The 13,075-nt window shown below is 67.0% G+C and carries 11 protein-coding genes; 4 read left to right on the top strand and 7 right to left on the bottom strand.

Annotated elements, in window-relative coordinates:
• Window positions 1-4 precede the first annotated feature (4 nt).
• Genes V3W46_RS08830 through V3W46_RS08820 form a run of 3 tightly spaced genes read right to left on the bottom strand, consistent with a single transcriptional unit; the run spans window position 5 to window position 3,745 of the window.
• Window positions 5-1,057, bottom strand: a complete 1,053-nt coding sequence (locus tag V3W46_RS08830; RefSeq protein ID WP_331782725.1) for an ABC transporter permease — start codon at window positions 1,055-1,057, stop codon at window positions 5-7.
• Window positions 1,058-1,060: 3 nt separating this feature from the next.
• The gene (locus V3W46_RS08825) at window positions 1,061-2,656 is read right to left on the bottom strand and encodes a sugar ABC transporter ATP-binding protein (RefSeq protein ID WP_331782724.1); all 1,596 of its coding nucleotides are present in this window, start codon (window positions 2,654-2,656) and stop codon (window positions 1,061-1,063) included.
• A 3-nt stretch (window positions 2,657-2,659) separates the two neighbouring features.
• Window positions 2,660-3,745 (bottom strand): sugar ABC transporter substrate-binding protein, encoded by a 1,086-nt coding sequence (locus V3W46_RS08820; protein ID WP_331782723.1) that lies wholly within the window; start codon window positions 3,743-3,745, stop codon window positions 2,660-2,662.
• A 147-nt stretch (window positions 3,746-3,892) separates the two neighbouring features.
• On the opposite strand from V3W46_RS08820, the gene V3W46_RS08815 reads away from it, so the two are divergent.
• Window positions 3,893-4,702, top strand: coding sequence for a FadR/GntR family transcriptional regulator (locus tag V3W46_RS08815; protein ID WP_331782722.1), 810 nt, complete (start codon window positions 3,893-3,895; stop codon window positions 4,700-4,702).
• 30 nt (window positions 4,703-4,732) lie between these two features.
• On the opposite strand, the gene V3W46_RS08810 is transcribed toward V3W46_RS08815, so the two are convergent.
• On the bottom strand, window positions 4,733-4,915 hold the full coding sequence (locus V3W46_RS08810; RefSeq protein WP_331782721.1) for an Rv0909 family putative TA system antitoxin: 183 nt from the start codon (window positions 4,913-4,915) through the stop codon (window positions 4,733-4,735).
• Between the two features lie 409 nt (window positions 4,916-5,324).
• On the opposite strand from V3W46_RS08810, the gene V3W46_RS08805 reads away from it, so the two are divergent.
• The gene (locus V3W46_RS08805) at window positions 5,325-5,492 is read left to right on the top strand and encodes a hypothetical protein (protein ID WP_331782720.1); all 168 of its coding nucleotides are present in this window, start codon (window positions 5,325-5,327) and stop codon (window positions 5,490-5,492) included.
• 95 nt (window positions 5,493-5,587) lie between these two features.
• Complete coding sequence (locus V3W46_RS08800; RefSeq protein ID WP_331782719.1) at window positions 5,588-6,844, top strand: M23 family metallopeptidase; 1,257 nt, start codon at window positions 5,588-5,590, stop codon at window positions 6,842-6,844.
• 53 nt (window positions 6,845-6,897) lie between these two features.
• Here V3W46_RS08800 and V3W46_RS08795 read toward each other — a convergent pair whose 3' ends face one another.
• From V3W46_RS08795 to gabT, 3 genes are all read right to left on the bottom strand, one after another.
• On the bottom strand, window positions 6,898-8,415 hold the full coding sequence (locus V3W46_RS08795; RefSeq protein WP_331782860.1) for an NAD-dependent succinate-semialdehyde dehydrogenase: 1,518 nt from the start codon (window positions 8,413-8,415) through the stop codon (window positions 6,898-6,900).
• A 61-nt stretch (window positions 8,416-8,476) separates the two neighbouring features.
• A complete protein-coding gene (locus V3W46_RS08790; protein WP_331782718.1) occupies window positions 8,477-9,760 on the bottom strand; it encodes a Glu/Leu/Phe/Val family dehydrogenase in 1,284 nt (427 codons plus the stop codon).
• Window positions 9,757-11,118 carry a 4-aminobutyrate--2-oxoglutarate transaminase gene (gene gabT / locus V3W46_RS08785; RefSeq protein WP_331782717.1) on the bottom strand — a complete coding sequence of 454 codons (1,362 nt, stop codon included), beginning with the start codon at window positions 11,116-11,118 and terminating at the stop codon, window positions 9,757-9,759. The genes V3W46_RS08790 and gabT overlap by 4 nt, the downstream gene beginning before the upstream one ends.
• Window positions 11,119-11,313: 195 nt before the next feature.
• Between gabT and V3W46_RS08780 the strand changes: the two genes are divergently transcribed.
• A complete protein-coding gene (locus tag V3W46_RS08780) occupies window positions 11,314-13,053 on the top strand; it encodes an APC family permease (protein ID WP_331782716.1) in 1,740 nt (579 codons plus the stop codon).
• The last annotated feature ends 22 nt before the right edge of the window (window positions 13,054-13,075 follow it).

Genomic DNA, 13,075 nt, shown 5'->3' with positions numbered 1-13,075 from the left:
CTTGTTATCTGTGTGTGAGTGTGTCAGACGTTGACGATGGGGCGGGGGTCGGGCTGGGCGGCGCCGTGCGGGGCGAACCCGGTCGGCGCAGCATCCGGCGCCAGTCGACCGTTGCAAGGGCGGCGATGATGATGAGGCCCTTGATGATGTTCTGGTAGTAGGCGTCGATGTCGAGCAGGTTGAACCCGTTCTGCAACGTGGCGAGAATGGCGACACCCACGGCGGTGCGCCAGATGGCGCCTCTGCCGCCGGTCAGCGAGGTGCCGCCGACGATGACCACCGTGAGCACGTCGAACACCAGGTTCTGGTTGGTGCTGGGCTGCGCCGAACTCAGTTGGGATGCCGTGATGATGCCGGCTATCGCTGCGCAGAGCCCCGAGAGGGCATAGCTGCTCGCGGTGGTGAACGAGGTGCGGATGCCCGCGAGCCGTGACGCCTCGGTGTTGCCTCCGACCGCGTAGATCGCCTGGCCGTAGGGCGTGTACGCCAGAATCAGGCCGGCCACGACCATCAGCACGATGAGCAGCATCCCCGAGAAGGGAATGCCGAGCATCCGGCCCGTGCCGAGCACCGTGAACGGCTCGAAGTTGACGACGAACGCGATGTTGCCCGTGAGCACCAGCGTGACGCCGGAGATGATGAGCGACATGCCGAGGGTCGCGATGAACGGATTCACGCGCAGGCCGGTGACCACGAAGCCGTTGGCGATGCCCACCACCAGGCCCACCAGCAGCGCCACGGCGAAGGCCAGAAGGGGCGGCTCCGACCGGCCCAGGGCCGCGGCGACGACCGCGCAGAGCGAATAGATCGCCGCAACCGACAGGTCGAACCCGCCGGTGATCACCACGTAGGTCATGCCGATGCCCATGATGCCCACCGGAGCCCACTGGCTCAGGATGTTCATGAGATTGCCGTAGGCCAGAAAACCCGGTTGCGCCACGGTGATCGCGCCGACGAGAATCACCAGCGCGACGACGATGCCGTACGAACGCAGAAATCCGCCGACGGTGAGCCCCGAGCCGCGCCGGCCGGGGGTTGTGACAGAAGCTGAGGTCATCGGTCAGACCGGGCCTTTCGAATCGGTGGATGCGCGGCCGGAGCCGGCGGAAGCGTTGGAGACGGCGCCGGAGGGCTCGGCGAGGGCGTCGCCCGTGGCTGCATACGAGATCTCGAGCACGTCGTGCACCGTCGACCCGCCCGGCAGTTCGGCGACGACACGGCCTGCCGCGACGACCAGAATGCGGTCGCTGTGACGCACCACCTCTTCGAGGTCGCTGCTCGACCAGACGACCGCGCGGCCTTCGCCGACGATCTCGCGGGTCGTTTCGAAGATCTGCGCCTTCGCTCCGATGTCGATGCCGCGCGTCGGTTCGTCGAGCAGCAGGCAGATCGTCGGCCTGCTGAGCCAGCGGGCCAACACGAGCTTCTGCTGGTTGCCGCCTGACAGCTCCCCGGCGAGCGCGCCCAGCCGGCTCGACGAGAATCCGACGCGGGTGCTCGCCGGCTCGGCCCAGCGGGCCAGTCGCACCGCTCGAACCGCCCGGTGCGCTGCGGCGACGGCGAACCGGCCGAGGGCGACGTTCCACGCGGCCGGCCGGCCGAGCAGGAGGCCCTGGTGTTTGCGGTCTTCGGGGGCGAGGGCGATGCCCAGCGAGAGCGCCCGTCGTGGGGTCGTGGGCCAGCGGCGGGCGCTGCCGCCCACGGTGATGCTGCCGCTGTCGACGCGTTCGGCACCGGCCAGGGCCCGCAGCAGGCGGGTGCGGCCAGAACCGACGAGCCCCGCGAGCCCGACGATCTCGCCGGCGCGCAGCTCGAGGTGCTCGAGATGCACCCCGGGGGCACGCAGCCCAGAGACCTGCAGCAGCGCGGGGCCCGCCGGGGCGGAGGGACGCCCGGGCGCCACGGTGTCGAGGGTGACCCCGCCGAGCATCCGGCTGATCAGCGACGACTTCTGCCACTCTGCGGCGGGTCGCGTCTCGATGACGCTGCCCTCACGCAGCACCGTCACCGTGTCGCACACCTCCAGCACGGCATCGAGGTCGTGCGAGACGTAGACCACCGCGTGGCCGGTGTCGCGCAGACTGCGGATGACCGCGTGCAGCTTCTGGCTGTCTTCGGGCCCGAGCGAGGCTGTGGGCTCATCCATGATGACCACGCGTTTGCCCAGAACGAGCGCTCGCATGATCTCGAGCAGTTGCTGCGCCGCGGTCGAAAGGCCACCCGCACGAGCTCCCGCCCGGGCCGTGAGGCCGACGGTGTCGGCCGCGTCGGCGAACGCCGCCCGCGCCCGCCGAGCGTCGACAATGCCGAAGCGCTGCGGCAGGTGGCCGAGAAAGACGTTCGACACGGCAGAGAGGTCGGGCACGATGGTCAGCTCTTGGTAGATGGTCGCCGACCCCGCGGCCGAGGCCTCGTGAGGATCGCCTCCGGCGAGGTGGGTGCCGCAGATCACGACGGCGCCCGCGTCGTGCCGAACGGCGCCCGAGATGATCTTCAGCAGGGTGGACTTACCCGCCCCGTTCTCCCCGACCAGCCCGTGAACCTCGCCCGCGTGGGCGACGAACGACACGTCGGTGAGGGCCCGCACTCCCGGGTAGGCCTTGGTGAGGTGGCTCACCTCCAAGAGGCGTTCCGGCATCATGGTCTGGTCGGTCACGGTTCAGTACTCCGGGGTGAACTTCGACGCGTTGTCGGCGGTGACGAAGATCGAGCCGGGCCCCCCGGTCACGACAGGCGACTCGGCGAGATACGTGAACCCGGTCGTCGCGTCGCCCGTCTTCAGAGCATTCGCGAGCTGAACGACTCCGTAGTACGACTCCTCGTAGGGCAGCAGAACCGTGGTGGAGTTCCAGGTGGCCGCCGCGACTTCGGCCACGCCGTTCTTCGTGCCGCCGACGCTGTAGATGCGAACATCCGTTCCCGGCTTCTTGCCGGCGGCCACGATGGCCTGCTCGGCGCCGCGGGTCATGTCATCCCACGACGACACGACGACGCTCACGTCGGGATTGCTGCTGAGGGCATCCTGAACCACCGTGAGGGCGGTCGCGGCGTCGAAGCTGCCGGGCTGGTCAGAGACCACCGTCACGTTCGGGTACTTGGCCTTCGCTGCGGTGATGGCTGTCTCCCAGCGCGTGTAGAGGTCGCTGCCGACATACCCGCCGACGGCGACCGCCTTGCAGGCAGAGGTGCACGACGCGAACGCGTTCTCGACATGCTCCTGGAAGAACGACTCGGTCTGCATGGCGACGAACCCGTCGGTGCCGTCTGTGAAGTCGGGGTTGCCGCACATCGGGCTGTTGATGTTCACCACGGGCTTGCCGGTCGCCTTGAGCAGTTGGAACTCGGCGCATCCCGACGAGTCGGCGACCGGCGAGAAGACGTAGCCGTCGAATCCGCGCTGAATCGCATCCTGCACCTGGGGCAGCTGGGCTGCCGGGTCGAAGCCGGCGTTGAAGAGCGTGAGGTCTGCGCCGATCTTCGCCGCGGCATCCTGAGCTCCGGTGAGCCGAGTCTGGCAGTACGTGTTCTCAGTCGCGCATTCGGCGATGTAGGCGATCTTCTTGCCGCTCATGTCGGGCAGGCCCGCCGAGATGTAGCCGAGCGTCGCCGTCATCGCGTCGCTGTCGGCGACCGCGCTCTGGGCAGGGGTTGCCGAACCCGACGGGCTCGACGGAGCACTGCACGCTGTCGCCATGAGGGTGATTGCTACAGCGACCCCCGCGAGGGCCAATCGTCTGAGTTTCATCGAAATCTCCTAAGGTGGATGAGAACACGGCTTCGCGCTAATGTCCAATGTCAGACATTCAACATTGGATGTATTACGAACAGAACACGCCTCTGTAACGAACGTGTTTCCGCGGCCGTGCGCCGTGCCACAGAAAGCGAGAAGACGGTGACCGATCAGCAGTTCGACCCCCAGCCGCTCGAACGCCGCGACGCGTCGGGCCAGATCGCGCGTCAGCTGCGAAGCGCGATCAGCACCGGTGTCTGGGCCGTCGGGCAGCAGCTGCCCACCGAGCAGGAACTGGCTGAGCTGTTCGACGTCGCCCGCGCCACGGCCCGCGAGGCCCTGAAGATTCTCTCGGCGACCGGCCTCGTGACGTCTGCGCGCGGCAGCAGAGGAGGCACATTCGTCGCCGTCCCCGAGGCGTCGCTGGTCGCCGAACAGCTCAGCGATTCGATACAGCTCTGGTACCGAGCCGGCAACGTTTCGCTGCAGGATGTCGACGAGGCCCGGTGGGTGCTCGAGATGCAGTGCGTCGATCTGGCCGCGCGTCGGCGCACCGACGACGATCTCGCCGCGATCTCGAGGCCGGTCGAGGCGTCACGCGACCTCGACATGGACATCGTCGAATGGCTCGACCTCGACCTCGAGTTCCACACCGCGGTCACCCGCGCCGCGCGCAACCAGATTCTCGAGCTGTCGATGATGTCGGTGCATCTCATGCGCCCCGTCACCAACACCGTCTTCGTCGAACTGCTCGACCGGCAGTCGGTCACAGACCAGCACGAAGCGATCTACCTCGCAATTGCGGCGGGCGACCCGAAGAAGGCACAAGACGCCTTCCAGACGCACGTCAGCTACCTCGACGACGTGCGACGCAAGGCCCTCGCCGACGTCGACGCATCAGAGGTGATCGTGTCGTCGCTGCCGGCCGTCAGACACTCAGCGGGCAGCCGGCCGATCTCCGGCGCACGCTGAGTTCTGGCTCAGACGGTTACGTTCGTACCGTCACTGGCCGATCTTGCCGTCGGCCGCCGTGCGGGCGTCGTCGATCTTGTCGTCGAACTTTCCGCCCGTCGCCGTGCTCGCTGCGTCGTCGGCCTTCTGCAGTGCGCCATCGGTGACCTGCTCGCCCTTGTCACTGTCGGCGAACTCTTTCGCCTTGTCGCCCAAACTTCCGAAGTCAACCATCGTGCATCCGATCTTCTGTTCGTACCCGACCGTCGGGTACGTTCCGATCTTCGCCGCCGAACGGGCGATGCGGCAGGGCTTGCGAACTCCGCCAGTACCCTCCCGGCGAAGTGTCGGGCGCGGTGTACGCGGGCTGGGAACTTCGGTCTGATCGGTTGTGGCGCCGGGATCGGCGTACGGTGAGGGCAGATCGGATTCTTCACCGGTCTCGAGCCCTATCCCCAGACTCCGGATGCGACACGGAACGTGAAGCTCAGCCACGAACCGGAACCGGGGTTTTCATGCACATTCACAAGGTCCACATCGACGGTCAGACGTCATCCTGACCGCCGGCCAGAACGTCGCCGCCCTTCAGGCCAGCATCGTTGCGGCTCTGCAGACCGGCGCGGGATTCGTCGAATTCGAGACGGTGGGGCGCGGCATCGTGGCGGTGCTGGTCACGCAGAACCTCCCGGTGCGCTTCGAGACCGTGGAGCGCAGCGCGGATCAAGTGTCTGAGTGGGAGGAGAATCCGCCGAGAATCGAAGACTGCAACAGCTTCGACTTCGACAGCTTCTTCGACTCGTACTCCTCCTGACGCAGCTCCGAGCGGGTGCGTGGCGCATTCACGCCAGACCGATGCGGCTCCGTGATCGCTTGCACCCGGGCCAGCGCGAGCCCTACGATTACCCCGTGTCGGTTCGTCCCTTCATTGCGGTCAGCCTCCTGACCGTCGTGAGTCTGCTCACGGCGTGTACCGCCGATGGGCAGACGCCGCCGACCGGCACGCCTTCGGTGACCGCCCCGTCGACCGCCGTTCCGAGCGGCGCGCCGACCGACGATGAGTTCTCTCCGTTGATCGTCTCATCGGTCGCCGGCGACCCGGTCGCCGTGCACGGCACCGACGGACTGTTCCACCTGGTCTACGAGCTGCAGGTGCTGAATGCCTCGCCTCGGCCGGCCACGATCGGCAGCATCGTCTCGTCGGCCGGCGGCAGACAGATCGGCACACTGCAGGGCGCCGACCTCGTCTCACGCACGATTCCCATCGGCGACTACCCGTTCCCGCCCGAGCCTGCCTCGCAGATTCCGGCGGGCACCACCGTCGTCATCCTCATGGATACGACCTTCGAGTCGAAAGACGAGGTTCCGAACCAGGTCGATCAGACCATCGCCGCCACCTTCGGCGACGTTCGGCCGGGGCAGGCCAACTACGCCGAACTCTTCCCGACCGAAGCCGTGGCCCATTCGGTCACGCAGGTGGGTGCGGGCGATCCCGTCGTCGTCGGGCCTCCGCTGCAGGGGCCCGACTGGGTCGCCGTCAACGCGTGCTGCAGCCTCTCACCACACCGCGGCTCGATCATTCCCATCGGGGGGCGCATCAACGCCTCCGAACGCTACGCGATCGACTGGTCGCGGTTCGACCTGACCCGGCCGCTCGTCGAGAACGGCGCGCAGTCGACCTTCTCGGGCGACGCCTCCAGCAACGCCAGCTACTTCACCTACGACCAGCCTGTTCTCGCGGTGGGCGACGGCGAGGTGGCCGCGGTTGTGAACGACCTTCCGGATGCCGCACCCCACGAATTGCAGAACGGTCTGCCCTTGGACCACTACGGTGGCAACGAGGTCATTCTGAAGCTGTCTGAGGGCGTCTACGCGTTCTACGCGCATCTCAAGCCAGGCTCGGTGACCGTGAAGGTCGGCGACAGGGTGACGCTCGGCCAGCAGGTCGCGCGAACCGGCAACAGCGGCAACACCACCGAATCCCATCTGCACTTTCAGATCATGGACGGCATCGCGCCACTCACGGCCACCAACCTGCCCTTCGAGATCAGTTCGTTCGACATGGTCGGCACCGGCAGCGAAGACGGCAGCACGTTCACCCGCGACGGCGGTGCCCGCGAGAACGAGCTGCCCCTCATCCTCTCGGCGATCAGCTTCCCGGGCTGACGGGGGCGTGCAACGCACCGCACGAAGGCACCATCCAGGCGACACGGTTGCGTTCAGCTCGGCACGAGGGTGTATTTGGTCGAGAGGTACTCGTGAATGCCTTCCGCACCGCCCTCGCGACCGAGCCCAGACTGCTTGACGCCACCGAACGGCGCTGCTGCGTTCGAGATCACGCCCACGTTCAACCCCATCATTCCGGTGTCGAGCCGGTCGATCATCCGCTGACCGCGCGCCAGGTTCTCGGTGAAGACATAGCTGACCAGCCCGTACTCTGTGTCGTTGGCCAGGGCGACCGCCTCGTCATCCTCGTCGAATTCGACGATGGAGAGCACCGGGCCGAAGATCTCTTCGCGCAGGATGTCGCTGCCGCCCTGCACCTGCGTGATCACCGTCGGTTCGTAGAAGCTGCCCGCCCGAAGCGACCGGTGACCCCTCGAGATCAGGTTCGCGCCCCGCGCGACGGCGTCGTGCACCAGAGCGTCGACCTTGTCGACGGCCCTCTCGTCGATGAGCGGCCCGATGGTCACGCCCGGCTCGGTGCCCCGGCCGACGACGAACTCGCTCACCCGGTCGGCTATGCGATGTGCGAACTCAGCCGCCACCGAGCTGTGCACGATGAACCTGTTCGCTGCCGTGCAGGCTTGCCCCGTGTTGCGGAACTTGGCGGCCAGCGCGCCGTCGACCGCCGTGTCGAGGTCTGCATCGCCGAACACGATGAAGGGCGCGTTTCCGCCGAGTTCCATCGAGGTACGCAAGACGTTGTCGGCGGCCTGTTTGATCAGCACGCGCCCTACGCCGGTCGATCCGGTGAAGCTCAGCTTGCGCAGTCGCGGGTCGGCGATGATCGGTGTGGTGACCTCGGATGACCGTGATGTGGTGATCACGTTCAGAACACCCCCGGGCAGGCCGACCTCCTCGAAGAGCTTCGCAACGAAGAGGGTGGTCAGCGGGGTCAGTTCAGCCGGTTTCACGACGACGGTGCACCCGGCCGCCAGCGCGGGGGCGATCTTGCGGGTCGCCATGGCGAGCGGGAAGTTCCACGGTGTGACGAGAAGAGCGGGGCCGACGGGGCGCTGCGACACGATCATCTGCCCCGTTCCCTCGGGATTCTGGCCGAACCGCCCAGAGATGCGAACGGCCTCTTCGCCGAACCAGCGCAGGAATTCGCCGCCGTATGCGACCTCGCCGGCCGCTTCGGCCAGCGGCTTGCCCATCTCGAGCGTGATCAACAGCGCGACATCGTCTCTGCGCTGCTGCAGAAGATCGAACGCGCTTCGCAGCAGCTCACCCCGCCTGCGCGGAGCAGTGGCTGCCCACTCGTCGGCCGCGGCGACGGCGGCATCGAGCGCTGCGACGCCGTCGGCCGGGGCGGCGTCGGCGATGCTCTTCAGCAGGTCGCCCGTGGCCGGGTCGTAGACGTTCAGCGTGGCACCGGACTGCCCCGCGACCCATTCGCCGCCGATGTACAGCCGGCTGGGTATGGAGTCGAGAAGGGCGGATTCGCGCGGGGTGGAATCGCGCAGGGTGGAATCGCGCAGGGCCGATTCGAGCGGGGTTGTTCCAGTGGTCATCGTCATCAGGGTTCCTCAGCAGTGGGTAGCGCCGTGCATGTTCGTTCGTGCGGGCAGACGGTCAGGGGTAGAGGCCGCGCAGGCGGTGGGCTTCGGTGACCCGGGCGACGGCGAGACGAGTGGCCGCCGCGCGCAGGGTGAGGTCGTGCGCACGAGCGTGTTCGTTGACCGAGGCCCAGGCGGCGAGCATCCGTTCTTCCAGCCGGGCCTCGACGTCACGGGCCTCCCAGCGATACGACTGGTTCGCCTGCACCCACTCGAAGTACGACACGATGACACCACCGGCGTTCGCGAGAATGTCGGGTGCGACGAGAACGCCGTTCGACGCCAGAATGGCGTCGGCGTCGCGCGACGTCGGCCCGTTCGCGCCTTCGACGACGATGCGTGCCCGAATACGTCCGGCATTGCCCTCATGGATCACGCCCTCGACCGCGGCGGGCACGAGCACGTCGACATCGAGTTCGAGGAGGTCGTTCGCGGCGAATGCATCCGCCGAGCCGAAACCCACGACAGATCCGGTGGTGTCGACGTGGGCGGCCAGCGCCTCGATGTCGAGTCCGGCCGCGTTGTGGATGGCGCCGTACTGGTCGCTCACGGCGACGACCAGAGCGCCCTCCTGAGCCAGGAATCGGGCCGCATCACGCCCGACCTTGCCGAAGCCCTGAATGGCGGCCGTCGAACCCGCCACCGCGATGCCCTCGCCGCGGAGAGCGGCCGTGGCGATGTGCACGACGCCGCGCGACGTCGCGCTCGCCCGCCCGAGAGACCCGCCCAGACTCAGTGGCTTGCCGGTGACGACACCCGGCACGGTGTGGCCCTGGCTGACCGAGTAGGTGTCCATGATCCACGCCATCGTGCGTTCGTCGGTACCGACGTCGGGCGCCGGAATGTCCTGCTGGGGCCCGATGATCGGCAGGATCTCGCTGGTGTAGCGCCGGGTGATCCGTTCGAGCTCCGGCGTGCTGTACAGCCGTGGGTCGAGCGCGATCCCGCCCTTCGCACCGCCGTAGGGAACGTCGAGCAGCGCACACTTCCACGTCATCCACATCGCCAGGGCACGCACTTCATCGAGCGTCACCTGGGGGCTGTAGCGCAGACCGCCCTTGGCGGGCCCCCGCGAGATGTTGTGCTGCACCCGGTAGCCGGCGAGAACCTGCGTGCTGCCGTCATCGCGGCGCAACGGGATGCTCACGGTCAGTTCCCGGCGCGATTTCGAGAGCATCGCGTGGGTGCCTTCGTCGTAGCCGAGGCCGGCCACCGCTTCAGCCAACTGGGCCTGGGCGTCTTCGAGGGCCGAGGTGTGCTGGGGGGCGAGGCTGACAGCCGGTGTCTGCAGGAGGGTCATGAGTGGGCCAGTACTTTCCGCAACACGGCGATGCCGTCGTGAAGCAATTCGTCAGAGATGGTCAGCGGCGGCAGAAAGCGGATGACGTTGCCGAAGGTGCCGCAGGTCAGCACGATGACGCCCTCGGCGTGCGCGGCCGCCGCAACGCGCGAGGTGAGGGCGGCGTCGGGTTCTCGAGTCTCGGGATGCACGAGTTCGATGGCGATCATCGCACCGCGGCCGCGCACCTCTCCGATGCGCGCATCCTCATGTTTCAGCGCATCCAGGTCATGACACAGTACGGCCTCGATGTGCTGGGCCCGCTCGACGAGCCCGTCGTCGAGGTAGCTGTGGATGGTCGCGATCGCGGCGGCACAGGCGATCGGGTTGCCGCCGTAGGTGCCGCCGAGGCCGCCCACGTGAGCGGCATCCATGATCTCGGCTCGGCCGGTGACGGCCGAGAGTGGGAGCCCCCCTGCGATGCCCTTCGCGGTGACGAGGAGGTCGCCGACCAGGCCTTCGTGCTCTGACGCGAACAGCGCGCCCGTGCGTGCGAAGCCGGTCTGCACTTCGTCGGCGATGAACACCACGCCGTTCGCCCGCGACCAGTCTGCGAGCGCCGGCAGAAACCCCGGAGCGGGAACGATGAATCCGCCCTCGCCCTGAATGGGCTCGATGATGACCGCGGCCAGGTTCGAGGCCCCGATCTGTTTCTCGATCTGCGTGATCGCCCGGCGGGCCGCCTCGGGCCCCGAGAGGTCTCCGTCGCGGTACGGGTACGAGAGCGGTGCACGGTACACCTCGGGGGCGAACGGACCGAACCCGCTCTTGTACGGCATCGACTTCGCGGTCAGCGCCATCGTCAGGTTGGTGCGACCGTGATAGGCGTGATCGAAGGCGACGACCGCCTGCCTGCCGGTGTAGTGCCGCGCGATCTTGATGGCGTTCTCGACCGCCTCGGCACCGGAATTGAACAGTGCACTCCGCTTCTCGTGGTCGCCAGGGGTGAGTTCGTTCAGCAGTTCGGCAACCTCGACGTAGCCCTCGTACCCGGTGATGGTGAAACAGGTGTGCGTGAACTGGGCGACCTGGTCGACGATCGCCGACACCACTGCCGGGGCCGCGTTGCCGACCCCGGTCACGGCGATTCCCGAGCCGAGGTCGATGAGCGTGTTGCCGTCGATGTCGAGAACGACGCCGCCACCTGCCGCCTGCACGTAGATCGGCAGCGAGACACCGACGCCGCGAGCGACGGCGGCGGTCTTGCGGGCATGCAGTTCGACCGACCGGGGGCCGGGAATCTGAGTCACGAGGGTGCGCTTCTGGAGCAGCCCCGGGCCGCCCTGCGGGGCCTGCGAGGTGGAAACCGTGGTGGTCATCATCATCCAATCGAGTGGGATGCCCAGACCATCAGGTTTCGTTCGCTGCGTCGTGCGACAGTGTGTCGCAGATTTCCGCCGACGGGGCCAATCTGGCAGGTGGGGCGGTTCTCGGCGACGTAATAGGGTGTGTCTACTCGCCGACGGGAGTCTGCGAGCAGACCGAAGCCGTCAACGCTGACAGATTGGTGCCACATGACCTCCCCCTCCACCACGACAGACGCCCCCGGAGGCGTCAACAGCAAGGGACTGAAAGGCGGGGTGCTGGGCCTGACCGGCAGCGTCGTCGTCGGAATCGCCTCCACCGCCCCGGCCTACTCGCTCGCGGCGAGCCTGGGCTTCATCGTCGCATCGGGCGGCTCACTGCTGGCCGGGGTGCAGTCGCCGGGCATCATCCTCCTGGCGTTCGTGCCCATGTACTTCATCGCCGTCGCCTATCAGGAGCTCAACAAGGCAGAACCCGACTGCGGAACCACGTTCACCTGGGCGTCGAGGGCCTTCGGCCCGAAGACGGGATGGATGGGCGGCTGGGGAATCATCGCCGCCGACGTGATCGTCATGGCGAACCTCGCGCAGATCGCGGGCTCGTACTCGTTCACCCTCGTCGGAAAGCTCTTCGGCAACCCCGATATCGCGGCGCTCTCCAGCGATGTGTTCTGGTCTACCGTCGCCGGGCTGGCCTGGATCGCGATCATGACCTACATCTGTTACCGCGGCATCGAGATCTCGGCTCGCCTGCAGTTCGCTCTTCTCAGCATCGAGGTTCTCATTCTGATCGTGTTCGCCGTCTGGGCGCTCGTCAGGGTCTACTCCGGCACGGCTGAGAGCTACTCGCTGGTTCCCGACATCTCGTGGTTCCTGCCGTTCAACCTCGACTTCGGCACGGTCATCGCCCCGGCCATCCTCACCGCCGTCTTCATCTACTGGGGCTGGGATTCGGCGGTGAGCGTCAACGAGGAGAGCAAAGACCCGAGCCGCACGCCCGGCCGCGCAGCGGTGATCTCCACTCTGCTGCTGCTGGTGACGTACGCCCTGGTCGCCGTGGCGACGATCGCCTTCGCCGGGGTCGGCACCGACGGCGTGGGGCTGGGCAACCCCGAGAACGCCAACGATGTCTTCAGCGCCATCGGCCCGGCACTGTTCGGCGACTCCGCGATCGGCGGCGTGATGCTCGCGCTTCTGTACATCTCGATTCTCACCTCGGCCGCGGCCTCCACCCAGACCACGATCCTGCCCACCGCGCGTACCGCGCTCTCGATGGCGGTGTACCGCGCCGTGCCGGCGAAGTTCGCGAAGATCCACCCGCGCTTCCTCACCCCCACGTGGTCGACGGTGGGCATGGGGGTCATCTCCGCCGTGTTCTATCTCGTCTTCACCCTCATCTCGCCGACGCTGCTGAGCGCTCTGATCGGGTCTGTCGGCCTGCTGATCGCCTTCTACTACGGGCTCACCGGATACGCGTGCATCTGGTTCTACCGCAAGACGCTCACGAGCACGTTCCGAAACTTCATCATGCGCGGTGTCATCCCCCTGCTCGGCGGCCTGATGCTGACCGCCGTCTTCATCTTCGGCCTCGTGCAGTACGCGCTGCCCGACTGGCTCACCGATGAGGATGACAACAACGTGACGATCTTCGGCATCGGAGCCGTCGCCGTCGTCGGAATCGGATCGCTCGTCATCGGGTTCGTTCTGATGTTCGTGGTGCGCTGGCGATCACCCGCGTTCTTCAAGGGTCAGACGTTGGAGAAGCGTTCCGATCTCATACTGCTCGGCGAGAAGTACCCCACCGGAATCCGACTCCCCGACTCCGAAGAGACGACCGTCGTCGCACGCGACCTCTCGAACCTTCCGACCGGGCTCATCGCCATCGACCTCGAGTCGGGCGAGAAGTACTCGAAGAAGAAGGGGTCACGAGACGCCGACCCGCGTTCATAGCCGTCGGTCGCAGTGAGGCTCA

The sequence above is a fragment of the Subtercola sp. YIM 133946 genome (assembly GCF_036553535.1).
In the GTDB taxonomy this organism is placed as follows: Bacteria; Actinomycetota; Actinomycetes; order Actinomycetales; family Microbacteriaceae; genus Subtercola.
Note: the sequence above shows the minus strand (reverse complement) of the source record. Positions and strands in the feature narration are given on the sequence as shown.